This is a genomic window from Agrococcus sp. SGAir0287 (assembly GCF_005484985.1).
Classification (GTDB): Bacteria; Actinomycetota; Actinomycetes; order Actinomycetales; family Microbacteriaceae; genus Agrococcus.
The window spans coordinates 2,023,652-2,047,783 of sequence record NZ_CP027942.1; the positions used below are offsets into that span (position 1 = coordinate 2,023,652).

21 protein-coding genes are annotated in these 24,132 nt (G+C 72.8%); 4 read left to right on the forward strand and 17 right to left on the reverse strand.

The annotated features are described in order from the left end of the window. Positions 1-8: 8 nt before the first annotated feature. The 13 genes from rbfA to ispG form a co-directional block, all read right to left on the reverse strand. Positions 9-446 carry a 30S ribosome-binding factor RbfA gene (rbfA, locus tag C1N71_RS09640; RefSeq protein ID WP_137756196.1) on the reverse strand — a complete coding sequence of 146 codons (438 nt, stop codon included), beginning with the start codon at positions 444-446 and terminating at the stop codon, positions 9-11. A gap of 106 nt (positions 447-552) precedes the next feature. Then, entirely contained in the window at positions 553-3,180 is a 2,628-nt protein-coding gene (gene infB, locus C1N71_RS09645; protein ID WP_175414176.1) for a translation initiation factor IF-2, read from the reverse strand. Between the two features lie 76 nt (positions 3,181-3,256). Beyond that, a complete protein-coding gene (locus C1N71_RS15510) occupies positions 3,257-3,538 on the reverse strand; it encodes a YlxR family protein (RefSeq protein WP_137756197.1) in 282 nt (93 codons plus the stop codon). Positions 3,539-3,575: 37 nt separating this feature from the next. Further along, positions 3,576-4,565, reverse strand: coding sequence for a transcription termination factor NusA (nusA, locus tag C1N71_RS09655; protein WP_137756198.1), 990 nt, complete (start codon positions 4,563-4,565; stop codon positions 3,576-3,578). 101 nt (positions 4,566-4,666) lie between these two features. Then, on the reverse strand, positions 4,667-6,424 hold the full coding sequence (locus tag C1N71_RS09660; protein ID WP_137756199.1) for a proline--tRNA ligase: 1,758 nt from the start codon (positions 6,422-6,424) through the stop codon (positions 4,667-4,669). A 49-nt stretch (positions 6,425-6,473) separates the two neighbouring features. Continuing rightward, a complete protein-coding gene (locus C1N71_RS09665; RefSeq protein ID WP_137756200.1) occupies positions 6,474-7,316 on the reverse strand; it encodes a hypothetical protein in 843 nt (280 codons plus the stop codon). Next, positions 7,313-8,302: a vWA domain-containing protein gene (locus tag C1N71_RS09670; RefSeq protein ID WP_137756201.1), complete on the reverse strand. Its 990-nt coding sequence runs from the start codon at positions 8,300-8,302 to the stop codon at positions 7,313-7,315. Before C1N71_RS09670 ends, C1N71_RS09665 begins: the two co-directional genes overlap by 4 nt. Further along, entirely contained in the window at positions 8,299-9,288 is a 990-nt protein-coding gene (locus C1N71_RS09675) for a vWA domain-containing protein (protein ID WP_137756202.1), read from the reverse strand. Before C1N71_RS09675 ends, C1N71_RS09670 begins: the two co-directional genes overlap by 4 nt. Further along, positions 9,279-9,752 (reverse strand): hypothetical protein, encoded by a 474-nt coding sequence (locus tag C1N71_RS09680; RefSeq protein WP_137756203.1) that lies wholly within the window; start codon positions 9,750-9,752, stop codon positions 9,279-9,281. Before C1N71_RS09680 ends, C1N71_RS09675 begins: the two co-directional genes overlap by 10 nt. Then, positions 9,739-10,626, reverse strand: coding sequence for a DUF58 domain-containing protein (locus C1N71_RS09685; RefSeq protein WP_137756204.1), 888 nt, complete (start codon positions 10,624-10,626; stop codon positions 9,739-9,741). The genes C1N71_RS09680 and C1N71_RS09685 overlap by 14 nt, the downstream gene beginning before the upstream one ends. An 8-nt stretch (positions 10,627-10,634) precedes the next feature. Beyond that, the gene (locus tag C1N71_RS09690; protein ID WP_137756205.1) at positions 10,635-11,636 is read right to left on the reverse strand and encodes an AAA family ATPase; all 1,002 of its coding nucleotides are present in this window, start codon (positions 11,634-11,636) and stop codon (positions 10,635-10,637) included. Beyond that, positions 11,633-13,003, reverse strand: a complete 1,371-nt coding sequence (locus C1N71_RS09695) for an MFS transporter (protein ID WP_217495985.1) — start codon at positions 13,001-13,003, stop codon at positions 11,633-11,635. Before C1N71_RS09695 ends, C1N71_RS09690 begins: the two co-directional genes overlap by 4 nt. A 1-nt stretch (position 13,004) precedes the next feature. After that, positions 13,005-14,150 carry a flavodoxin-dependent (E)-4-hydroxy-3-methylbut-2-enyl-diphosphate synthase gene (ispG, locus tag C1N71_RS09700; RefSeq protein ID WP_137756206.1) on the reverse strand — a complete coding sequence of 382 codons (1,146 nt, stop codon included), beginning with the start codon at positions 14,148-14,150 and terminating at the stop codon, positions 13,005-13,007. Positions 14,151-14,561: 411 nt separating this feature from the next. On the opposite strand from ispG, the gene C1N71_RS09705 reads away from it, so the two are divergent. Beyond that, a complete protein-coding gene (locus tag C1N71_RS09705) occupies positions 14,562-15,443 on the forward strand; it encodes an endonuclease domain-containing protein (protein WP_137756207.1) in 882 nt (293 codons plus the stop codon). Between the two features lie 87 nt (positions 15,444-15,530). Here the strand turns inward: C1N71_RS09705 and C1N71_RS09710 are convergent, their stop codons facing one another. Continuing rightward, positions 15,531-16,859, reverse strand: a complete 1,329-nt coding sequence (locus C1N71_RS09710; RefSeq protein ID WP_137756208.1) for a M50 family metallopeptidase — start codon at positions 16,857-16,859, stop codon at positions 15,531-15,533. Positions 16,860-16,946: 87 nt separating this feature from the next. Here C1N71_RS09710 and C1N71_RS09715 point away from each other — a divergent pair, with 87 nt between their 5' ends. After that, entirely contained in the window at positions 16,947-17,615 is a 669-nt protein-coding gene (locus C1N71_RS09715) for a peptidase M23 (RefSeq protein ID WP_137756209.1), read from the forward strand. Positions 17,616-18,061: 446 nt separating this feature from the next. Here C1N71_RS09715 and C1N71_RS09720 read toward each other — a convergent pair whose 3' ends face one another. Then, complete coding sequence (locus C1N71_RS09720; protein ID WP_137756210.1) at positions 18,062-18,568, reverse strand: OsmC family protein; 507 nt, start codon at positions 18,566-18,568, stop codon at positions 18,062-18,064. Positions 18,569-18,626: 58 nt separating this feature from the next. Between C1N71_RS09720 and C1N71_RS09725 the strand changes: the two genes are divergently transcribed. Then, a complete protein-coding gene (locus C1N71_RS09725) occupies positions 18,627-19,946 on the forward strand; it encodes an aminotransferase class III-fold pyridoxal phosphate-dependent enzyme (protein ID WP_137756211.1) in 1,320 nt (439 codons plus the stop codon). Further along, positions 19,946-21,070 carry an N-methyl-L-tryptophan oxidase gene (gene solA / locus C1N71_RS09730; RefSeq protein ID WP_137756212.1) on the forward strand — a complete coding sequence of 375 codons (1,125 nt, stop codon included), beginning with the start codon at positions 19,946-19,948 and terminating at the stop codon, positions 21,068-21,070. The genes C1N71_RS09725 and solA overlap by 1 nt, the downstream gene beginning before the upstream one ends. Before the next feature lie 29 nt (positions 21,071-21,099). On the opposite strand, the gene C1N71_RS09735 is transcribed toward solA, so the two are convergent. Together C1N71_RS09735 and C1N71_RS09740 are read right to left on the reverse strand one after the other, a co-directional pair. Beyond that, on the reverse strand, positions 21,100-21,429 hold the full coding sequence (locus C1N71_RS09735) for a hypothetical protein (protein WP_137756213.1): 330 nt from the start codon (positions 21,427-21,429) through the stop codon (positions 21,100-21,102). A gap of 44 nt (positions 21,430-21,473) precedes the next feature. After that, complete coding sequence (locus C1N71_RS09740) at positions 21,474-24,116, reverse strand: FtsK/SpoIIIE domain-containing protein (protein WP_137756214.1); 2,643 nt, start codon at positions 24,114-24,116, stop codon at positions 21,474-21,476. Positions 24,117-24,132 lie beyond the last annotated feature (16 nt).

A 24,132-nucleotide genomic window follows, 5' to 3' on the forward strand; every position in this document is an offset into this window, starting at 1 on the left:
GGCGGGGCTCAGTCCTCCTCGTCGGCCTCGCGCGGCTTGCGATAGGGGTCGGCCTCGCCCGCGTACGTCGCGGTCGACTGCTGCTGCGCCGTCGCGGCGTCGCGCGAGCGCGCCTCGTCGAGCAGGTGGTCGATCGACGCCGCGCTCTCGGGCAGCGCGTCGAGGATGAACTCGATCGACGGCGTGAGGCGCAGCGAGAGCCCCTTGCCGATCTCGCGGCGCACGACGCCCTTCGCCGACTGCAGCGCCGCCGCCGAGTCGTCGCGCTCCTCGTCGGTGCCGTACACCGTGTAGAAGATCGACGCGTGCTGCAGGTCGCCCGTGACGCGCACGTCCGTGATCGTCACGAAGCCGAGTCGCGGGTCGCGGACCTCGCGCTCGAGCGTCTTCGCCGTGATCTCCTGGATGCGGTCCGCGATCTTGCGGGCCCTGGGGTTCTCGGCCACGGCTCCTCCTCTCGTCCTGGCGCCTGCGGCGCCCTCCCTCGCGTCCGGATCGATCCGGATGCACGGATGGGGTGGCCGCAGCCACCCCATCCTCGCGCCGTGCGACTCAGTCGCGCGGCTTCTCGACCATCTCGATGGTCTCGATCTCGTCGCCGATCTGGATGTCGTTGAACTTGCCCAGGCCGATGCCGCACTCGAAGTCGGTCTTGACCTCGGTGACGTCGTCCTTGAAGCGGCGCAGCGACTCGATGGCGAGGCCATCGGCCAGCACGACGCCGTCGCGGATGACGCGAGCCTTCGCGTTGCGGGTGATCGTGCCGGAGCGCACGATGACGCCGGCGATGTTGCCCCACTTCGACGAGCGGAACACCTCCCGGATCTCCGCGACGCCCGACTGGACCTCCTCGTACTCCGGCTTCAGCATGCCCTTCAGCGAGCTCTCGATGTCGTCGATCGCCGCGTAGATGACGTTGTAGAAGCGCACGTCGACGCCCTCGCGGGCAGCCCGCTCGCGCGCCTTCGTGTCGGGTCGCACGTTGAAGCCGATGATCACGGCGTCGTCGACCGTCGCGAGGTTCACGTCGGACTCCGTGATCGCACCGACGCCGCGGTGGATGATGCGGAGGTCGACCGAGTCGTCGATGTCGATCTTGAGCAGCGACTCCTCGAGCGCCTCGACCGCACCGGACACGTCACCCTTGATGATGAGGTTGAGGGTCTCGACCTTGCCCTGCTCGAGCGCGAGCTTGAAGTCCTCGAGCGACAGGCGCTTGCGGGCCTTGGCGAGCAGCGCGTTGCGCTCGACGGCCTCGCGCTTCTCGGCGATCTGCCGCGCGGTGCGGTCCTCCTCGGTGACGAGGAAGGTGTCGCCTGCGCGCGGGACCGACGAGAGGCCCTGCACCTGGACGGGCATCGACGGCCACGCCTCGTCGACGGGGGTGCCGTCGTCGAGCGTCATGGCGCGCACGCGGCCGTAGGCCGTGCCCGCGACGATCGCATCGCCGACGCGGAGCGTGCCCGACTGGATGAGGACGGTCGTGACCGCACCGCGACCCTTGTCGAGGCGAGCCTCGATCGCGACGCCGCGCGCCTCCTTGTTCGGGTTCGCACGCAGGTCGAGGCCGGCGTCGGCGGTGAGCAGGACGGCCTCGATGAGGTCGTCGACGCCCTTGCCGGTGAGCGCGGACACGTCGACGAACATGACGTCGCCGCCGTACTCCTCGGCCACGAGGCCGTACTCGGTGAGCTGCTGACGCACCTTGGCGGGGTTCGCCCCCTCCTTGTCGACCTTGTTGACCGCGACGACGATCGGCACGCCGGCGGCCTGCGCGTGGTTCAGCGCCTCGACCGTCTGGGGCATGATGCCGTCGTCGGCCGCGACCACGAGGATCGCGAGGTCGGTGACGCGGGCACCACGGGCACGCATGGCCGTGAAGGCCTCGTGACCGGGGGTGTCGATGAACGTCACCGCACGGTCGATGCCCTCGTGCTCGCGGTACACCTGGTACGCGCCGATGTGCTGCGTGATGCCGCCGGCCTCGCCCTCGATGACGTTCGACTTGCGGATCGCGTCGAGCAGGCGCGTCTTGCCGTGGTCGACGTGACCCATGACGGTGACGACGGGGGCGCGGAACTCGAGGTCGTCCTCGTCCTCGTCCTCGAGCTCCTGCTCGAGGTCGAGGCCGAAGCCTTCGAGGAGCTCCTTGTCCTCGTCCTCGGGGCTGACGATCTGGATCTTGTAGCCCAGCTCCTCGCCGAGGATCTCGAACGTCGACTCGTCGAGCGACTCGGTGGCCGTGGCCATCTCGCCGAGGTGGAAGAGCACGGTGACGAGGTCGCCGGGGCTCACGTCGATCTTCTCGGCGAAGTCCGAGATGGATGCGCCGCGGCGCATGCGGACGACCTGGCCCTCGCCGCGACGGACGCGCACGCCGCCGAGCGACGGCGCCTCGCGCATCTCGAACTCGAGCCGCTTCGTGCGCTTCGACTTGCGCGACTTCGCCTTGCCGCCGCCCTTGCCGAACGCGCCTGCGGTGCCGCCGGGACCGCGCCCGCGACGACCCGCGAATGCGGGACCGCCACGACCGGGGGCGCCACGACCGGGCTGGCCGGCGCCGGGGCGCTGGAAGCCGAGGCCGCCGCCGGGGCCGCCCTGGCCGCCGCGGGGCGCGCCGGGACGCGGCGAGCCGGGACGCGGGGCACCCGGACGGGGTGCGCCGGGCCGCGGGGCGCCGGGACGAGGCGAGTCGCGCGTCGGACGCGCGGTGAACGGGTTGTTGCCGCCGCGCGGACGACCCATGCCCTGCGACGAGGCGAAGGGGTTGTTGCCGGGGCGCGGTGCGCCGGGACGCGCCATGGGGCGCGGGATGGCGTTCGGGGTCGGCGCGCCGGGCGTCGGCGTCGCCGGCTTCTCGGCCGCGGGGGCCGGCTGCGCCTCGGCTGCGGGCGCGGCAGGCTCGGCTGCGGGCTTCGCCGCCTCCGGCGCCGCCGCGGCGGGCTTCGCAGCTGGCTTGGCTGCGGGCTTCGACGCGGGCTTCGCCTGCGCCGGCGCAGCCTCGGGCTGCTTCGCGAGACCGGCCTCCTCGAGGGCGGCCTTGAGCTTGCGCGCGACCGGCGGAGCGACGGCGGATGCGGGGCCCTTGACGAACTCCCCCATCTCCTTCAGCTTCGCGAGCGCGACCTTGCTCTCGACGCCGAGCTCGGCGGCGATCTCATGCACACGTGGGTTTGCCACTGGTTCTCCTGTCCGGGTCCGACCCCGGATCAGGGGACGGACGTTCTAGCTGACGGGTCTCATCTCGAGCCGCTCATCAGTTGTCCATGGTGGTTTCTGTCTTCCTGTCGTGGCCGTCTCCGGCCAGTCGTGCCGCCCACGCTGCGATGGGCGTCGCGTCGAGTCCACGCGATCGCAGCGCGTGCCCCAGCGAGCGGATCGCTCGCTGGACGCACGCTGCGTCCTCGTGCACCCACGCGCCCCTGCCCGGTGCGCGTCGACCCTCGTCGACGATCACCTGGCCGCTCGCCGCGACGAGACGCACCAGGGCGTCCTGCTCGCAGCGCATGCGGCAGCCGAGGCACATGCGGATGGGCATCAGTCTATCCCAACGCCCGAACGCCCTCCACGCTTCCCTAGTCCTCGTCCATGACGGAGTCGGGCTGGATGTCGATCTTCGTGCCCGTGAGCTTCGCGGCGAGGCGGGCGTTCTGGCCCTCCTTGCCGATGGCGAGCGAGAGCTGGAAGTCGGGCACGAGCGCACGGACGGCCTTGAGCTTCGCGTCGAGCACGAACGCGTCCGTCACCTTCGCGGGGCTCAGGGCGTTCGCGACGAACGTCGCGAGGTCGTCGGAGTAGTCGACGATGTCGATCTTCTCCTCGCCGAGCTCGGCCTGGACCGCGCGCACGCGCGCGCCGAGCTCGCCGATCGCGGCGCCCTTCGCGTTGATGCCCGGCGCCTTCGCGACGACGGCGATCTTCGAGCGGTGGCCGGCCTCGCGCGCGATCGCGACGATCTCGACCTGGCCGTTCGCGATCTCCGGCACCTCGTGCGCGAAGAGCTTGCGGACGAGCGCGGGGTGCGTGCGCGACACGGTCACCTGGGGGCCCGTGCGGCCGCGCTCGACCTTCGTGACGAGCACGCGCAGGCGCTGGCCGTGCCGGTACTCCGCGCCCGGCACGCGCTCCTCCGGCGGCAGGATCGCCTCGACCTCGCCGATCTGCACGTAGACCATGCGCGGGTTCGGCCCCTGCTGCACGACGCCGGCGACGATCTCGCCCTCGCGGCTCTTGAACTCGCCGAGGATCGACTCGTCGGAGTGCGCGCGCAGCCGCTCGAAGATGACGGACTTCGCCGCGGAGGCGGCGATGCGGCCGAAGTCCTCCTGGCCGACGGGCGACTCGCCGATGACGTTGCCGTCCTCGTCCGTCTCCGTCTCGAACACCTGCACGAGGCCGCTCTTGCGGTCGATCGTGACGCGCACGCGAGGGGCGTCGGCGCCGCGGTGCTCCTGCGATCGCAGGTACGCCTGCAGGATCGCCTGCTCCGTGATGCGGACGAGCTCGTCGAACGGGACCTCGCGCTCGCGCTCGAGGTGCTTCAGCACGCTCAGGTCGATCTCCATGGCGCCTCCAGGTATGCAGTTGTGGTCGGGCAGACCTTCGAGGATACCGGATGCGGCGAGGGCCGGGCGCGCTGCGCCCGGCCCTCGTCGTCCCTCCCGCGTCAGTCGCGCAGGCGCGCCACGACCTCGTCGAGACGCACCTCGGCGCGCTCGCCCGTCTCGCGGTCCCAGAGCTCGCCGAGGCCCTCCGCGGCGTTCCTGCCGACGACGACGACCCGTGGCACGCCGATGAGCTCCGCGTCGCCGAACTTCACGCCCGGGCTCACCTTGGGGCGGTCGTCGTAGAGCACCTCGAGGCCCGTCGCCTCGATCTCGCCGACGAGGCGCTCGGCGATCTCGAAGACCGCGGCGTCGCGGCCCGTGGCGACGACGTGGACGTCGAACGGCGCGATCTCGCGCGGCCACACGATGCCCCTGTCGTCGTGGTGCGCCTCCACGATCGCCGCGAGGTTGCGCGTGACGCCGATGCCGTACGAGCCCATCGTCACGGTCTGGAGGCGGCCTGCCTCGTCGAGCACCTGCAGGCCGAGCGCCTCGGCGTACTTGCGGCCGAGCTGGAAGACATGGCCGATCTCCATGCCGCGCTCGATCGTGACGGGCCCGGAGCCGTCCGGCGCGGGGTCGCCCTCGCGCACCGAGGCGACCTCGACCCATCCGTCGCCGACGAAGTCGCGGCCGGCGACGAGGCCGAAGACGTGCCTGCCCTCCTCGTTCGCGCCCGTGAGCCACGTCGTGCCGTCGACGATCCGGGGGTCGAGGAGGTAGCGGATGCCGGTCGTCGACGCCTCGCCGAGCACCGGTCCCGCGGGCGACCACGGCCCGATGTAGCCCTTCACGAGGCCCGGGTTGGCGGCGAAGTCGGCCTCCGTCGCCGCCTCGACCGTCGCGGGCTGGAAGGCGACCTCGGCGCGCTTCTCGTCGACCTCGCGGTCGCCGGGGATGCCGACGACGACGATCTCGCGCGTGCCGTCGAGGTGCGTGAGCCGCAGCACGACGTTCTTCAGCGTGTCGGCGGCCGTCCACGGCGTGGTGCGCGGCTGATGCGCGTTCGCGTGCGCGACGAGCGTCTCGATCGTGGGCGTCGCGGGCGTGTCGTGCACGACGGCCGCAGGCGCGTCGTCGAACGGCACCGGCTCGGGCACGAGCGTCGTGAACGCCTCGACGTTCGCGGCGTAGCCGCCCGCCGATCGCACGAAGGCGTCCTCGCCGATCGCCGTCGGGGTGAGGAACTCCTCCGATCGCGAGCCGCCCATCGCGCCCGCGTCGGCGGCGACGATGACGTACTCGAGCCCGAGCCTGGCGAAGATGCGCTCGTAGGCGTCGCGCTGCGCCTGGTAGCTCGCCGCGAGGCCCGCGTCGTCGACGTCGAACGAGTAGGCGTCCTTCATCGTGAACTCTCGCGCGCGCAGCAGGCCCGCCCGCGGCCGCGTCTCGTCGCGGTACTTGTCCTGGATCTGGTAGATCGTCAGCGGCAGCTGCTTGTACGACGACACGACGTCCTGCACGAGCAGCGTGAAGACCTCCTCGTGCGTCGGCGCGAGCAGGTGGTCGGCGCCCTTGCGGTCCTGCAGGCGGAAGATGCCGTCGCCGTACTCCGTCCAACGACCCGTGCGCTCGTACGGCTCCCGCGGCAGCAGGCCGGGGAAGAGCACCTCCTGCGCGCCTGCGGCCGTCATCTCCTCGCGGACGACGTCCTCGATGCGGCGGCGCACCCGCAGGCCGAGCGGCAGCCAGGCGAAGAGCCCGGAGCCGGCGCGGCGGATGTAGCCGGCGCGCAGCAGCAGGCGGTGGCTGACCGCATCCGCCTCGGCGGGGTCGTCGCGCAGCGTGGTCAGGAAGAGCTGGGAGAGCCGGATCACCCCACGATCCTACGAGCCGGGGCGTGCCGGGCCGCACGCGCCGGAGGCGTCACCAAGGCTGGTCGACGCCCCCGCCGCCCGGCTCCTCGCCCTGCTGCTGGTTGTACTCGTCCTGCTGCTGCTGCTGCTCCTGCGCCTGCTGGTTCTGCTCCTCGAGCTGCTCCTGCTGCGTCTGCGGCTCGCCGTCACCCTCGCTCGGGTCCTCGGACGACTCGCCGCCCTCCGACTCCTGGTCGGAGTCGCCCCCGCCGCCGGACTCGTCCTCGATCTTCTCCTCGATGCGCGGCACCGACTGCTCGAGCTGCTCCCCCGTGTCCGCCTGGATCGGGGTGGGCTCGGCGAAGCATCCCTCGGGTGCGGCGTCGATGATGCCGAGCGCCTCCTGGTAGAGGCCATTCGCGGTCTGCGTGTCGGCCGCCTCGCGCGCCTGGTCGCCCTGCTTCTCCACGACGTAGACGATCGAGACGAGGATGACGCAGTACTCGTTCGACCCCTCCTCGCCGTTGAGGCTCAGCGCCTCCTCGAGCAGCGCACGCGCCTCGACGAGCTGCTCGGGGCTGCCCTGCATGCCGAGCGCGACGCCGACGTCGTACGGCGCCTTCCACGGCTCGAGGACGTTCCACCACTGCAGGCCGCGAGCCTGCAGCTCCGCCTCCTGGTAGGCGCGTCGCTCGTAGGCGTTCTGGGAGGCGTCCGCGAAGGCGTTGACGCTCATGAGCTTGCCGGCGAGCACGAGTCCCGCGATCGTGATGGGCACGAGCACGAGCATGAGGATGCGGCGCAGGCGGCGACGTGCGTCGTCGGTCCAGCGCCGACGGCGGCGCGGCGGGGGCACGTGCGGCGGCGACGTGCTCGCGGCGGGCGCCGCATCCCTCGTCATCGTGTCGGTCATGATCGCCTCCTCGTGGCGCCCGAGCGCAGCCGCAGCGCCGACGCGAACACCCACAGCTCCCACGCCAGCAGCAGGAAGAGCGGCACGGCGAGCACCCAGTACAGGTCGAGCCTCGCCTCCTCGTACTGCGACAGGTCGACCTCGCCCTGCTGCGACGTCATCGACTCGAGCGACGGCGCGAGGTCGACGTCGGCCGAGCGGTGCAGGTAGCTGATGCCGAGCTGCGAGGCGATCTCCTCGAGCGCGCCCTCGTCGATGCGGCTGATGGCGTCGCCGCCCGCGGGATCCTGCACGTAGACCGGCTGCTGCGGCGTCTCGAACGACGACTCCTGCATCCGTCCGCCCTGCTCGGTGCCGTAGCCGAGCACGAAGCCGGCGTCGACGAGCGGCGCGACGGTGTCGAACGACTGCGGCGGTGCTTCGGCGGTCTGCTCGCCGTCGCCCATGTAGAAGACGATCGTGGGCGCGCCGGGGTGCGAGGCGTCCGCGCGCTCGATCTCCTGCTGCAGCATGTCGCGCGCGGCCGAGATCGACGAGCCCTGCGAGAAGAAGCCGATCTCGGGCCGCAGCGCGTTCACGAGCTCGATGACGGCCGAGCCGTCGTCCGTGAGCGGCACGCGCAGCTCGGGCTCCGAGTCGAACGTGATGACCGAGATGTTCGACCCCGCGAACGCGTACGCGACGTCGCGCACGTCGTCGCGGATGCCCTGGATGCGCGGCTGGCCCTGGCCCCAGTCCTCCGCGGCGATCGACTGCGAGGTGTCGATGACGAGGAACACGTTGACGTTGATCGAGCCCGTCGGCACCTCTCCGCCGGGCACGCCGGGACGCGCGACCATCGCGATCACGACGAGCGCCATGAGCGTGCGGCGGATCCAGTGGATGCGTCGGCCGCGCTCGGCGACGAGGCGCCACGCGCACAGGGCGACGAGCACGAGGCCCACGATCGCGAGGACGCCGACGGGGATGTCGGGCAGGAAGGTCACAGTCGCACCCTCCACGCCACGATGCAGATGCCGACGACGAGCATCATGAGGATGGGCAGCAGCGGCCCCGGGCGGTCGACGATCTGCACCTCGGGCGGCGTCTCGATGTAGCCCGCCTCGATCGCGTTCACCCGCTCGACGATGCTCGAGACCGTGTCGGCGAAGTCGAGCGCGAAGTACGCGCCGCCGGTCGTCTCCGCGACGTTCTGCAGCTGGGCGGAGACGGGATCGCCACCGAAGTCGAACGGGTTGATCGCGTAGACGCGCACGTCGTTGTCGATCGCGAGCTGCCCCGCCTGCTCGAGGGAGAAGATCTGCTGGCCGTTCACCATGTTGTCGGTCGCGAGGATGATCGAGCGCGGCCGATCGGTGTCGTCCGTGCTCGCGAAGTCGAGCGCGCACGAGGCGAGGCCGTCGCCGACGAGGGAGGCGCCGTTGCCGTTCGAGGTTCCGGCGGCGTAGTTGAACTGCTCGTCCGGGCCGAGGCTGCCCTCGAGCGCCCGCTGGTACCGACCGAGCTGCTCGATGATGTAGTCGTAGTCGCTCGTGAGCGGGAAGGCCATGACGCTCGACGCGTCGAAGATGCGCATGCCGATGCGCTCGCCGTCGAGCCCCGTCGCGATCTGCTGGAAGACGCCGAGGATCTCGGCGTCGACGTCGACCATCGAGCCCGACACGTCGAGGCACAGCAGGATGTCGCGCTTGTAGTCGTCGTTCTGGTTCGCGTTCACCGCCGCGGGGCGCGCCGCGACGAAGGCCGTGCCGATGCCCGCGAGCACGAGCAGCACGAGGCCGAGCGCCGTCCAGGCCCGATACCGCGCGAACGCCGCCCGGTAGCGCGGCAGCGCCGTGAGGCGATCCATGTGCGCGACGGGCTTGCCGCGCTCGGCGCGCCGCCTGCGCACGATGGCGAGGACGCCGACGGCGCCGCCGACGACGAGCAGCAGCGGCAGCATCCACCACCACAGCAGCAGCCCTACATCCACGTCGACACCACCTTCCTGGCCAGGTCGATCGCACCCTCGGGGTCGTGCTTCGCCGTGCGGCGGAAGGACGACGGGTAGTACTGCGCGACGGCGCCGTGCACGGCGGGCAGGTCGGCCTCGGCGAGGTCCTCGAGGGTCATGACCTCGGCGACGACGCCCGTCGACTCGTGCGCGAAGAAGCGCAGCACGAGGCTGAGGCGCTGCGAGAGCCGGCGCGCGTCGAGCTCGCCCGCCTCGTGCTCCTCGGCGACCTCGTCGATCATCGCGAGGTACTTCTGCTTGAGGGAGCGCACGTCGACCTTGCGCGGCGGCGGAGGCGGCGGCACGAGGATGCCGCGCGGCCGCGTCGCGAGCCAGACGACGTAGTACGCCATGCCGAGCGCGACGACGAGCAGCACGCCCAGCACCCACCACGGGTGGTACTGGAACGGCCCGTACAGGTCGGGAGCGTCAACGGCGGACACGACGGTGCCTCTCGAGCAGTCGGAAGAGCGCGGGGATGACCTCGTCGGACGACGGGATGCGCTCGGCGGCGATGCCGAGCGAGAGCAGCTCCTGCTGCAGCGTGCGGCGACGGCGCTCGATGCCCTCGTCGAACGCGCGCATGAGCGCCTTGTCGCGCCGCACGTAGTCGGGCAGGGGTGCGTCGTGCGCGACGCCGAAGATGGCCGGAGCCCTCGCGTCGCGCGCCATGAGGTCCGCGTCGCCGATCGAGATCCACAGCACCTCGTGACGCACGTGCAGCCTGCCGAGCACCTGGTCGAGCTCGCGCGTGTACGCGAGGTCGTCGGCGACGATGACGACGAGCGCACGGCGACGCACGCTGCGCGCCACCTGCTCGAGCACGTGCTGCAGGTCGCTGTCCGGCGCGTCGAGGGAGATCTGCTCGTCGAGCATCCGCAGCATCCGCTCGAGGTGCGCCTCCGAGCCCCCCTCGGGCGTGAAGCCCGTGTGCTCGGCGTTCCCGGCGTACATCGCGACGCGATCCCCGTGCTTGATCGCGAGGTACGAGAGGATGCCGATCGTCTGGATCGCGACGTCCTCCTTCGACTCCCCGCTCTCGGCCGTCGCCGCCATGTTCCGACCCGTGTCGACGACCACGACGACGTTGTGCTGCCGCGACGCGATGTACCGCTTGACGAGCGGCGTCGTCGAGCGGGCCGTCGCCTTCCAGTCGATGTCCTTCACCTCGTCGCCCGGCGCGTACTCGCGCAGATCGTCGAAGTCGTGGCTGCGGCCGTGATGGATCGACTGGTAGTTGCCGTCGAGCAGCTCGAAGGTGCGCCGATGGGCGTGGATCGCCATCTTCGTCTTCACCTTCTGGAGCCTGCGCTGCATGGGAGCCCCTACGGCGTGCGCACGGCGTCGAAGATGGCGTCGACGATCTGCTCGCTCGTCACGCCGTCCGCCTCCGCCTCGTAGCCGAGGATGATGCGGTGGCGCAGGATCGAGTGGCGCAGCGTCTTGACGTCCTCGGGGATGACGTAGTCGCGGCCTCGCACGAGCGCGAGCGCGCGCGTCGCCTGCGTGAACGCGATCGAGCCGCGGGGACTCGCGCCGTACTCGATGTAGCCGGCGAGCTGCGCGCCGATGTAGTCCTTCGCGTGGCGCGTGACGTACATGAGCTGCACGACGTAGTTCGTGATCGCCTGGTCGACGTAGACGCGCTTCGTGAGCTCCTGCAGGAACTGCACGTCCTGCACCGACGCGACGGGCGAGGCATCCGTCTCGAACACGCCCGACTCGATGCGGCGCACGATCTCCGCCTCCTCCGTCGGCGACGGGTAGGTGAGGATCTCCTTGAGCAGGAAGCGGTCGAGCTGCGCCTCGGGCAGCGTGTACGTGCCCTCCTGCTCGATGGGGTTCTGCGTCGCGAGCACGAGGAACGGGCGCGGCAGCGGGTGCGACTCGCCGCCGATCGACGTCTGCCGCTCCTGCATCGCCTCGAGCATCGCCGACTGCGTCTTCGCGCTCGAGCGGTTGATCTCGTCGAGCAGCACGAAGTTCGCGTGCACGGGGCCGAGCTGCGTGCGGAACGTGCCCTCGTGCTGGTCGTAGATCTGCGTGCCGACGATGTCCGAGGGCAGGAGGTCGGGGGTGCACTGGATGCGGTGGAACGTCGCGTCGACCGCGCGCGCGAGCGTCGCCGCCGCCGTCGTCTTCGCCAGACCCGGCACCGACTCCATGAGCACGTGGCCGTTCGCGAGCACCGCCACGAGCAGCGACTGCAGGAGGTCGGCCTGGCCGACGACCTTCGACGCGAACGACTGCTGGACCGCCCGGATCACCTGCCCGCCGCGTGCGAGCTCGTCCTTCGTGATGGGCGCGCGGCCCGGCACAGCGTTCACGGATGGTCCTCCAGGGGTCGGCGTGGTGCGTCATCGACGGTAGTGCCATCGCGCAGCGTCCCGCTGGGTGGCGCCTGCACGGCGGCTGACCTCGGCGGCGCGTCGGGCGCGTCGGCGTCGGCGCGCGCATCCGGTGCGTCGGCGCGCGCCGGGCGTGCCGCCGCGATCGCGGCGACGCATCCGACGACGACGAACGCGGCCATCGCGAGCGAGAGCCCCGCGTACCCCGCGAGGCCGAGGATCGGCCCGGCCACCGCGCCGGCCGCGGCGCCCGTGAGGCCCTGCACGAGGTCCGATCGACCCTGGATGCGCGGGCGGACGCGGTCGGGCGACGCCTCGCTCACGAGGGTCGAGCCCGCGATGGTCGCTGCGCTCCAGCCGAGGCCGAGCAGCGCGAGCGACAGCGGCGCGAGGTCGTCCGACAGGACGACGTTCACGACGATCGATCCGACGAGCAGCGCCTGCCCGAGCAGCACGGTCTGCAGCCTGCCGACGCGGTCGGCGAGGATGCCGAAGACGGGCGAGAGCGCGTACATGCCCGCCGTGTGGGCGCTCATCGTGATGGCGATGCCCGCGAGCGAGTGGCCGGCGTGCTCGAGGTGCACGGGCGTGAGCGCCATGATGCCGACCATCGTCGCGTGCGCGCTCGCCACGACGACGATCGCGAGCAGCGCGCGCGGATGGTCGACGAGCCGCGCGTGGGCCGGCGTCGTCGCCGAGGCGGCGCCGGGCTCGTCGCCGCGCATCGCCTGCGCCGCGAGCAGCGGATCCGGACGCAGGCCGACGGCGAGCGCGAGCGCCGTGAGCGCCTGCATGACGCCGACGATGACGTAGGCGCCCACGAGGTGCGGCAGGCCGAGCGCGAGGCCGAGCGCGTCGCCGGGCGGCACGAGCTGCGGGCCGACGACGACGCCGATCGTCGTCATCCACACGACGAGCGACAGGTCGCGGCCGCGGTGCGAGCGCACCGAGAGGTCGGTCGCCGCGAAGCGCGACTGCAGGTTCACGGCAGCGGCGGCGCCCAGCAGCAGGAAGCCCGCGAGCGCGATCGGCCACGCGTCGATCGTGCCGCCGACGACGATCGTCGACGTGCCCGTGAGACCGACGAGCGCACCCGTCGTGAGGGCCGCGCGACGACCGCGCCGGGCGGCGAGGCGCGCGAGCGGCACGGCGAGGATCGCGCCGCCGAGCGTCAGCAGCGTCGCGGCGAGGCCCGCGAACGCCGGATCGCCCGTCACCTGCTCGACGAGCAGGCTGCCGACGCCCAGCGCGACGCCGTTGCCGACGCCGCCGAGCGCCTGCCCGATCGAGAGCACCACGAGGGTGCGGCGCTGCGCGGGGTGCTGGAGGACGCGGATGCCGGGCACGTCAGGAGGCGACGACCGTCGGCGACCCCGACGGCAGGTCGGGCTGCTCGGCGGCGATGCGGCGCGCCTCCTCGATGAGGGTCGCGACGATCTCGGACTCCGGCACCGTCCTCACGACCTCGCCCTTCACGAAGATCTGCCCCTTGCCGTTGCCGCTCGCGACGCCGAGGTCGGCCTCGCGCGCCTCCCCCGGGCCGTTCACGACGCATCCCATAACCGCGACGCGCAGCGGCACCGTCACGTCCTTGAGGCCCTCGGTGACCTCGTCGGCGAGCGTGTAGACGTCGACCTGCGCACGGCCGCACGACGGGCACGAGACGATCTCGAGGCGGCGCTCGCGCAGGCCGAGCGACTGCAGGATCTGCAGGCCGACCTTGACCTCCTCGGCCGGCGGCGCCGACAGCGAGACGCGGATGGTGTCGCCGATGCCCTCGGCGAGCAGGATGCCGAACGCCGTCGCCGACTTGATCGTGCCCTGGAAGGCGGGGCCGGCCTCCGTGACGCCCAGGTGCAGCGGCCAGTCGCCCGCCTGCGCGAGCAGCCGATACGCCTGCACCATCGTCACGGGGTCGTTGTGCTTCACCGAGATCTTGAAGTCGTGGAAGTCGTGCTCCTCGAACAGGCTCGCCTCCCACACCGCCGACTCGACGAGCGCCTCGGGCGTCGCCCTGCCGTGCTTGGCGAGCAGGCTCGGCTCGAGGCTGCCCGCGTTGACGCCGATGCGCAGGCTCACTCCCGCCGCCGCCGCACGCCTGGCGATCTCGCCGACCTGGTCGTCGAACCTGCGGATGTTGCCGGGATTCACGCGCACGGCGGCGCATCCGGCGTCGATGGCGGCGAAGACGTACCTCGGCTGGAAGTGGATGTCGGCGATGACCGGGATCTGGCTCTTCGCCGCGATGACGTGGAGGACGTCGGCGTCCTCCTGCGTCGGCACCGCGACGCGCACGATGTCGCAGCCCGTCGCCGTGAGCTCCGCGATCTGCTGCAGCGTGCCGTCGACGTCGGTCGTGCGCGTGGTCGTCATCGACTGCACCGACACGGGCGCGTCGCCACCGACGAGGACGCTGCCGACGCGGATCTGCCGGGTGCGGCGGCGGGGCGCGAGCGTGCGCACCTCCGGCGTGCCGAGGTTGATGGCGGCCATGTCCCCACCCTAGGCCCGGCTCCGGCGCGGCTCGCCGCCGCCGACCGGTGGCGTCCACGTCCCGACGGACCGCTCGGGGCGCGTCGGCCACGAACGGCACCGACTGGCCACGAACGGCACCGACTGGCCACGAACGGCACCGACTGGCCACGAACGGCACCGACTGGCCACGAACGGCACCGATTGGCCACGAACGGTCCGACGTCGGCCACGTTGGGCGACCATCGGCCACGAAGGGCAGCCCTTCGTGGCCACTGGTGCATCCACCCCGACGCCGACGAACGATGAGGACATGAGGTCATCACCCACGCCTGGAGGGACGCGGTCGACGGCTCCCTCACAAGGGGAACGTCTCCACCACGCTCGACGCGAGGCTCCCCGCTGCGTCGAGGCGCCGGACATGCTCCGCGCATGCACGAGCCCTTCTCGGTCCGATCCGGCTACGACCGCGGCCTCACGCGCGGATCCATGCGTGGCCCAGCCTTCTCGACGCCGGTGCGCGGCACCCGCATCGCCGCGTCGCTCGCGATCGACCACGGTGTCCTCGTCACGGCACTCCTCGAGCTCGCACGGACGGACCAGTTCCTCTCGCACGTCACCGCTGCGGCCATCCACGGCATTCCGCTGCCTGCACGACTGCGCGGTGGTCGCATCCATGTCTCGTCACCCAGCGGCGTCAATCGCATGCGTCGCCCGGAGGTCGTCGGGCACCGCGTGAAGGCCGAGGTCGTCGAGGTGGACGGGGTCCCCGTCGAATGCCCGCTCGACACCGTCATCCATCTCGCGACGATGCTGAGCGTGCCGGAGCTCGTCGTCGCGATCGACTGGCTGCTCCATCCCGCGAACCGGATGTCGGTCTCGAAGGCCGCGTTGGTCGAGCGCCTCGAGCACTTCCGGGGCGCACGCGGCCTCGGTCGGCTCCGCGCGGCGATCGCGCTCGCGCGCGTCGGCGCCGAGTCGCCGCGCGAGAGCGAGCTGCGGCTCCTCCTGGTGCGTCACGGGCTCCCTGAGCCCCACTTGAACCTCGACGTGCGCGACGACGCGGGGGTCTTCGTCGCCCGCGTCGACATGGCCTGGCCCGATCTGCGCATCGCCGTGGAGTACGACGGAGAGCAGCACCGAGTCGATGCAAGGCAGTTCGCCCGCGACATCGACCGACTCGCCGACCTCGAGCGCGTCGGGTGGATCGTGGTCCGAGTCACGAAGGAGCACCTGCGACGGCCGATGTCCGACGTGCTTCCGCGCGTACGCGAGGCCTTCGCGCGACGCGGGGTCGTCATCCCTGCCGTGTGAGCGCGGGAGTGGCCACGAAGGGCAGCCATTCGCGGCCGATGGTCACCCTTCGTGGCCACCGATCGACCTCTCGTGGCCAGTCCCTGCTCAGGGGAGGATCGAGATCGGGTTGATGATGTCGGCGTAGATGAGCAGGGCGCTCATGAGACCGAGCACCACCGTGACCGCGAGCGTCACCGGGACCCAGCGGGCCGTGTCGATCGGTCCGGGATCCGGTCGGCCGCGCATCCGCGCGAACCCGCGCCGGATCGCCTCGAGCACCGCGCCGAGCACGTGGCCGCCGTCGAGCGGCATGAGCGGCACGAGGTTGAAGACGAACAGCGCGACGTTGAGCGACGCGAGGATGCCGAGCATCGACGACGCGCGCTCGGCGATCGGCACCTGGTCGAGCGAGGCGATCTCGCCGGCGATGCGACCGACGCCCACGACGGAGATCGGGCCCTCGGGGTCGCGCTCGCCGCCGCCGAACGCCGCCTGCGCCACCTCCACCAGCCGAACCGGCAGCGTCACGATCACCTGCGCGACGCGTGCGACGTTGTCCGCGACGGCGACCGGCACCTCCGTGATCGGCTGCTGCACGATCTCGTACTGCGGCCCGATGCCGATGAAGCCGACCGTCTCGACCTGCGGCTGCCCGTCGACCTCCACGACCTCCCCGTCGGCGTCCGTGACGTAGCGCTCGGTCGCGATCGGCGTCACCTGCAGGTCGACGTCGGCGCCGTCGCGCTCGACCGTGAACGTGAGCTGCTGCCCGGCGTCGTCGCGGATGCCGGCCTGCACGTCCGCCCACGAGTCGACCGGTCGTCCGTCGATCGCGACGATGACGTCGCCGGGCTCGATGCCCGCGGCGACGGCCGGCGCCGCCGGGTCGGATGCCGTGCAGTCGCTGCGCTCCTGGCTCGCCGGGATCACGCACTCCGACAGCGACGCGATGGTCGTGCCCGGCTGCGCGACGCCGAACCCGCACAGCACGATCGCGTAGAGCACGAACGCGAGCACGAGGTTCATGAACGGCCCGCCGAGCATGATGACGATGCGCTTCCACACCGGCAGGCGGTAGAAGGTGCGCTCCTCCCCCGCCTCCTCGACCGTCTCCGCCGACACGTCGCGCGCATCCTGCACGAGCGTGTCGAAGAAGCCCGTGGATGCGGTGCGCCCGGCCTCGCCCGCACGCCGCGGCGGGAACATGCCGGCCATCGAGATGTAGCCGCCGAGCGGGATGGCCTTCACGCCGTACTCGGTCTCGCCCCTGCGGCGCGAGAAGAGCGTCGGCCCGAAGCCGATCATGTACTGCCCGACGCGCACGCCGAAGCGCTTCGCCGGCACGAGGTGGCCCACCTCGTGGAGCGCGATCGACACGGCGAGGCCGATCACGAGGATGACGACGCCGAGGATGTAGAGCAGGACCGAGTCCATCGCCGACCGATGCTACGCGGGGATGCTGTGGGTCTCGGCACGTGACGGGCATGGCTCGCCCATGGGGAGCGCTCGTAGCCTTGCCGCATGCCCACCGCGTCCCGAGCTCGCAGCCGCGCGTCGGCGCGCGGTCGTGGGTCCGGCGCCCGACGTCGTCCGGCATCCCGCTCCGCCGCCGCACGCGCGCGGCTCGCGGCACAGGAGCGGCGTCGCGTCGGCATCGCGACGGGCATCGTGGCAGCGGCGACGGTCGCGATCGCCGTGCTCGCGTGGGTGCTGCAGCCGCGCATCGAGCCGTGGGAGCAGACCGCGACGGTCTCGGGCGCCGTGCCCTCGAGCGTCGCCGGGTGGGACCGCGAGCAGCTCACGAACGCCGCCATCATCCTGCAGGCGGGCTCGGACCTCGGGCTGTCCGATCGCGACCGCACCATCGCGGTGATGGCGGCGATGGGCGAGTCGAGCCTCACCGTCGTCGACTTCGGCGATCAGGCCGGCCCCGACTCGCGAGGGCTGTTCCAGCAGCGCACCGGCTGGGGGCCGTACGAGGTGCGGATGGATGCGTACGGCTCGGCCGTGCTCTTCTACCAGGCGCTCGACGACGTCGCGGAGCGGGACGGCATGCCGCCGACGCTCGTGGCGCACACGGTGCAGGTGAACCAGGATCCCTACCACTACGAGCCGTACTGGGACGACGCGGTCGCCGTCGTCGCCGCGCTCGACGCAGCGCCGATCGACGTGGTGGTGGAGCCGGCCTGACGCGGGCTCGGCGCGGCTCGGCGAACTCGGCGCGGGCGACGAGTAGGAGTGGCCACGAAGGGCTGCCATTCATGGCCCATGCTCGCCGTTCGTGGCCAGCGCCCGACCGCTCGGGGCCAGTGCTCGCGCCTGGTAGCCGATCTCGGGTTCGGCCCGTCTGTCCCGCCTCGCCGGTCGGCCGGCAACCCGAGCGACGGCGAGTGGCCACGAAGGGCTGCCCTTCATGGCCAGTGCTCGCCCTTCGTGGCCAGCGTCCGACCGTCCGTGGCCAGTGCTCGCCCGTTCGTGGCCAGTGCTCGCCGTTCGTGGCCAGTGCTCGACCAATCGTGGCCACTCCTCGTGGGAAGGAGGGGACACGGCAGCGGGGCCACCGGTCGGGATGCGCCGCGGCGAGCGCGACGCGGTTCGTGCCGATCGACCCCGTCGAGCCGAGGGGCAGGACGGCCTCACGCCCGCGCGTCGGCCCCTGGTGCCTCGCCGGCGACGAGCATCCCGTCGTGCCAGATGCTGGGAGCGTGGTCGACGGGGAAGGCGACCGACGACGCGATGAAGCAGTCCTTCGACGCCTGCACGTGCGCCTCGAGCGCCACGGCGGCCATGTCGGCGTCCCGCACCGTGACGCGCGGCCGCAGCAGCACGCGGTCGAACGCGCCGCCCGTCCCCTGGGTCGTCATGACGCCGAGCGCCTCGTCCTCGTACGCGGTCACGACGATGCCGCGCGTCACCGCCTGGTGCAGGTACGACAGCATGTGGCACTGCGCGAGCGCCGCGACGAGCAGCTGCTCCGGGTTGTGGCGCGTGCGGTCGCCGCGGAAGGTCGGATCGGCGGAGCCGAGGATGTCGGGCAGGCTCGCGACCCGCACGACGTGGTCGCGCGCGTACGACCGGTAGCCCTCGGTGCCGACGTCGCCGGCGCCCGTCCACTCGACCCCGACGCGGTACTCATGGCGCATGCCACCCAGGCTAGCCAGGCCCGCGGGCTGCGGCGGCGCGCGAGCGTAGGATCGGTGCATGACCGACGTGCTCGCGCCCCAGTCCCGCTCCGTCACGACCCCCATCCCGGGTCCGCGCAGCCAGGAGCTGCTCGCACGCAAGGCGAAGGTGGTGCCGCAGGGCGTGCCGCACCAGCTGCCCGTCTTCATCGCCTCGGCGCACGACGCGATCATCACCGACGTCGACGGCAACCGGTTCATCGACCTCGGCTGCGGCATCGGCGTCACGACGGTCGGCCACACGAACGACCAGGTCGTCGCGGCCGTGCAGGAGCAGGTCGCGCGCCTCACGCACTCGCTGTTCGGCACGACGCCGTACGAGTCGTACGTGCGCGTCGCCGAGCTGCTCGCGGAGCTCACGCCCGGCGACTTCGAGAAGCGGTCGTTCTTCGTGAACTCGGGCTCGGAGGCCGTCGAGAACGGCGTCAAGATCGCGCGCCGGTACACGCGCCGCCGCGCCGTCGCGGTGCTCGAGCACGGCTACCACGGCCGCACGAACCTCACCATGACGATGAACTTCAAGCCGGCGCCGTACGCGACGGGCATGGGCCCGCTCGCGTCCGACATCTTCCACGCGCCCGGCTCCTACCCGCTGCGCGACGGCCTCGACGGCGCCGCCGCGGCGAAGCGCACCATCTGGTACCTCGAGAAGCACGTGGGCGTCGAGGACCTCGCGTGCCTCGTCGTCGAGCCCATCCAGGGCGAGGGCGGCTTCATCGTGCCCGCCGACGGCTACCTTCCCGCCATGCAGGAGTGGTGCACCGCGAACGGCGTCGTGATGATCGCCGACGAGGTGCAGTCGGGCGTGTGCCGCACGGGCCGCACGTTCGCCTCCGAGCACTTCGGCTGGGTGCCCGACCTCGTGCTGTCGGCCAAGGGCATCGCGGGCGGCATGCCGCTCGCGGGCGTCACGGGTCGCGCCGAGATCATGGATGCGGTGCACACGGGCGGCATCGGCGGCACCTTCGGCGGCAACCCCGTCTCGTGCGCCGCAGCTGTCGCGGTGCTCGAGCAGATCGAGTCGGCGGACCTCAACGGCAAGGCGCAGCGCATCGAGTCGGTGCTGCGGCCGCTGCTCGAGGGCCTGCAGGCGAAGCACGACGTGATCGCCGAGGTGCGCGGTCGCGGCGCGATGCTCGCGATCGAGCTCGTCGACCCCGCGACGGGCGATCCCGTGCCGTCGGCCCCCATCTCGAAGGCGGCGGGCGAGCAGGGCGTGCTCGTGCTCACCGCCGGCACCGACTACAACGTGCTGCGCTTCCTGCCGAGCCTCGCGATCACCGATGCGCAGCTCGAGGACGCCATCGCGGTCATCGACGAGGCGTTCTCGGCGCTCTGATGCGCGTCGCCGTCGTCGGCCTCGGCGCCTGGGGGTCGATGACGGCGTGGCGGCTCGCTGCCGCCGGCGCCGACGTCGTGGGCTTCGAGGCGCACGCGATCGGCCACGATCGCGGGTCGTCGCACGGTGCGACGCGGCTCTACCGCAGGCTGTGCGTCGAGCACGCGGGGCTCGTGCCGCTCGCAGAGCGCTCCGCCGCTCTCTGGCGCGACCTCGAGGAGCGTGCCGGGGAGCGGCTGCTGACCGTGACGGGCGGCGTCTCGGTCGGTCCCGCCGACTCCGTGCTCGTGCGCGACTCCCTGGCCGTCGCGACCGCGGCGGGCGTGTCGCACGAGGTGCTCGACGCGACGCGCGTGCGCGAGCGGTGGCCGATGCTGCGCGTCGCCGACGACGCGGTCGGCGTCGTGGACCCGGCCGCTGGCATCCTCGCGGCGGAGCCGTCCGTGCTCGCGGCGGCGGCCGCGGCACGCGCCGCGGGCGCGACGCTGCGCGAGGGCACGCGGGTGGACGCGCGGGATGCTGCTGAGGGCGTCCTGCACGTCGCGGGGCGCAGGGAGCGCTTCGATCAGGTCGTGATCGCGGCCGGTGCGTGGACGGGCGAGCTCGTGCCCGGCCTGGGGGTCACGCCGACGCGGACGCTCGTCACGTGGTTCGCGCCGCGGCGCGGGCACGAGCAGGAGCTGTCGGCCCAGCGGCTCGGCGTCGTCGTCGCCGCCGTCGGCGACGCGTGGATGTGGGGCCACGGCGCGCTGCCGGGCGGCCTCGTGAAGCTCGGCCCCGCCGACGACCCAGCCTTCGTGCCCATCCGGCCCGACGACCTCGTGGGCAGCGTCGATGCGCGCGACGGCGCGCTCGTCTCGCGCCTGGCAGCGGCGGCCCTGCCGGGCGTCGACTCGACTCCGGCCCACGTGCGCCCCTGCATGTACGGCCGCACCGCCGACCATCAGTTCGTCGTCGGTCGCGTCGGCCCGCGGCTGCTCGTCGCGGGCGGCTGCAACGGGCACGGCTTCAAGCACGCCGCGGCGATCGGCGAGCACCTCGCCGAGCTCGCGCTCGGCGAGGTGCCGACCGTCCCGATGCCGTTCGCCGATCCGCGCCGCGTCGCGAGCGTCGTCGACGCCTGACGCGAGGATGCGCCGCGCGCATCGTGCGGTCAGCCGTCGGCGTCCTCGCGAGCGTCGGCGATGAGCGGCGCGGTGGGTCGCGGCGCCGCGGGCGAGCGCGCGGGCGTCGGGTCGGCGCCCGCGTCGTCGCGCTGGACCTCGATCGCGACGGAGTCCCACTCGTGCACGAGCGCGCCGGCCGCCGGATGCTGGCGGACGATGACGAACGCGCCCGGCCACGCGATGCTCGCGATCGGCGGGCCGTCCGGGTCCGGGTTCGCGAGCGCGACGCGCGCATCGGTCGCGACGTCCCGCCCGACGTGGAAGGGCAGTCCGACGACGTCAGGCACGACGACCTTCGGTGCAGCGCGGTGCGGCATGCGCCGACGCTACGCCTCCGGCGCCCGCCGCGCCGAGGGACGCGCTACGCGAGCCGATGCGCGAGGCCGTCGGCGAGCATCCACCGACGCTCCCCGCGGAGGACGGGCGAGAGGGGCGCGCCGCGCAGCACCTGCCGGACGGCACGATCCTCGGCCCCGAGGACGACGACCGGTCGGTCGACGCGCAGCCGGTCGAGCGAGCCCCACGCCGCCTCCCACTCCCCCACGAGGCCGATCGTGACGTCGGAAGGCGCCTGCGGCGTGCCCGTGGCGCCGAGGCCTCTCGGCACGTCCGCGGGCGCGGCGGCGACGATCGCGACGGGCCCGTCGGGCACCGCCACCCGAAGCGGCCGTCGCGCCACGGCAGGGGTCGCCGCGAGCGCGAGCTGCACGCGCTCGCCGTCGAGCCACGCGCCGCCGGGTGGCATCGCGGGGTCGTAGCGGTCGGAGGCACCACCGGCGAGGAGATGCTCCTGACGCGACGCGAGCCGCAGGAGCAGGCGCGTGTCGGCGAGCGATGCGAGCTGCCCCATGGCCGAGGTCGTGCGCCGCGCGGTGAGCGCGACGCCGTGACCGACGCCGGCGCCCTCGCGCATCCGCCGTGCGAGGAGGGCGGACACCTCGTGCGCATGCTCGTCGTCCATGCGCGCCAGGAGCGCGTCGACGTCGTCGATCGCGAGCATGCCGGGCTCGATCCGCTCGTGCACGACGTCCCACAGCGACTCCTCGTCGCGCACGACCGTGGCGCCCGCGGCCCCCAGCAGGTCGACGAGCGCGCTCTTGCCGCTCGCGGCGGCGCCGAGCGCGAGGAGCGGTCCGTCGACGGCGGGGCGCCAGCGCACGGCGTCGATGCGCTGCTGCGCGGGTCGGTCGACGAGTCCGAGCACCACGGCGCCCGGCTCGTCGGTCGCGGGCAGCTCCGTCACCGGCAACCGGTCGGGCAGCGGGTCGCACCACGGGCGCCGTGGCGCCGCATGCGCCCGCGAGTCGGCGACCAGCCGCTCGAGCAGCGCGGGATCGGCGAGCGCCGACTGCGCGTGCACGGTCGACTGCCCGGCGATGCGTACGACGCAGCGCCCGCGCTCGTCGAGGCGCAGCCGTGCGGCGTCGGGCACGCCCGTGACGGCGACGGCATCGGCCTCGTCGGGCACGCGCAGCGAGATCCGCACGCCGCAGTTCGCCAGCACGCCGTCGCGCACCGCCTCCGCCGGTCGTTGCGTGCAGAGGATGAGGTGCATGCCGAGGCTGCGCCCGCGCGCGGCGACGTCGGTGAAGAGGCGCAGCAGCTCGGGCTGGTCGTGGAGCATCGCGGCGAGCTCGTCGACGACGATGACGAGGCGGCCGAGGCCGGTCGCCTCGTCGATCGAGCGGGCACCCTGCTCGTGCAGCGCCCGCTCGCGATGACGCATCTCGGCGCGCAGGCTCTCGATCGCACGGGTCGCGCCCTGCTCGTCGAGGTCCGTGACGAGGCCGACGCAGTGGCGCAGGTCGCGCAGCGCGGCGAACGAGGCGCCGCCCTTGAAGTCGACGAGGAGCACCGCGAGCGCGTCGGGATCGTGACGACGCGCGAGCGCCGCGATCCAGGCGATCAGCAGCTCGCTCTTGCCCGATCCCGTCGTGCCGCCGACGACGGCGTGCGGCCCGTCGACGGCGAGGTCGATCGCGAACGGTCGATCGCCGACGAGGAAGGTCGCGGGCAGCACCCCGGGCGCATCCTGGGCGAGGTCGGCCAGCGGCACGAGCGACGGCAGCGCTCGGGCGCCGCCCAGCCCGGCCTCGACCGCCGCCTCCGCCAGCCGCGTCGCGGCGGCGGCGGCCTCGCGCGCGGCGAGCAGGCTCGGAGTGCAGCGCCGATCGCCGACGCGCACGGCGTCGAGCGCGGCCTGGGCGACGACGCGGCAGTCGCGCGGCAGCGCCGCCGCGTCCGCCGCGCTCGCGAGCGTGACCTCGACGTCGTCGCCGAGGATGCGCACGAGGGTCCGATCGTCGACGACACGACGGTCGACGTGGTGCGGCAGCGCGTCGATCCAGGCCCACGACGCGTCCGCCTCCACGACGAGCGAGACCCGGTCGGGCGCGAGCTGCGCGAGCACCTGCACGGCCATGCTCCGCACGTGCGCGTCGCCGACGCCGCGCGCCGCGACGACTCCGACGCCGAGCCGCGCGTCGACGACGAGGGGCCCCTCGACCTCCGCGGCCCGCGCGCGCAGCGCTCGCGCACGACGATCCACGTCCTCCTCCTGCGGCTGGGCGTAGCCGTCGAGCTCGAGGGTCGACGGCACGGCTCCGACGCCGAGCGACACGGGCACCGGCTCGCCCGGCTCGTGCCGCCAGCGATGCGGATGGTTGACGGGCGCCGAGCCGCACGCGCGCGCGTCGGGATGCGCCGACGCGAGCGCACGCGCCTCCTCGTCGCGCGCCGCGTCGATCCGCTCGCCCAGCACGTCGCACTCGCGCGCGAAGCGCTCCGCCTCGCGCCGGCGCGAGCGCCGTCGCTGGAGCCGACCGTCGCCGAGGCTCGCGATCGCGATGATCGGGCCGAGCAGCGCGAACAGCAGCACCGTGGTCGTCTGCGTCACGAGCCAGAGCGCCGCCGCGCCCACGACGGGCGCGAGGCTCGCGAGCAGCGGGAAGGATGCCGGCGCGGGCTCGGCGGGAGGCGAGGGCAGCTGCAGGCGGTCGGACACGTCCGGCAGAGTGCCG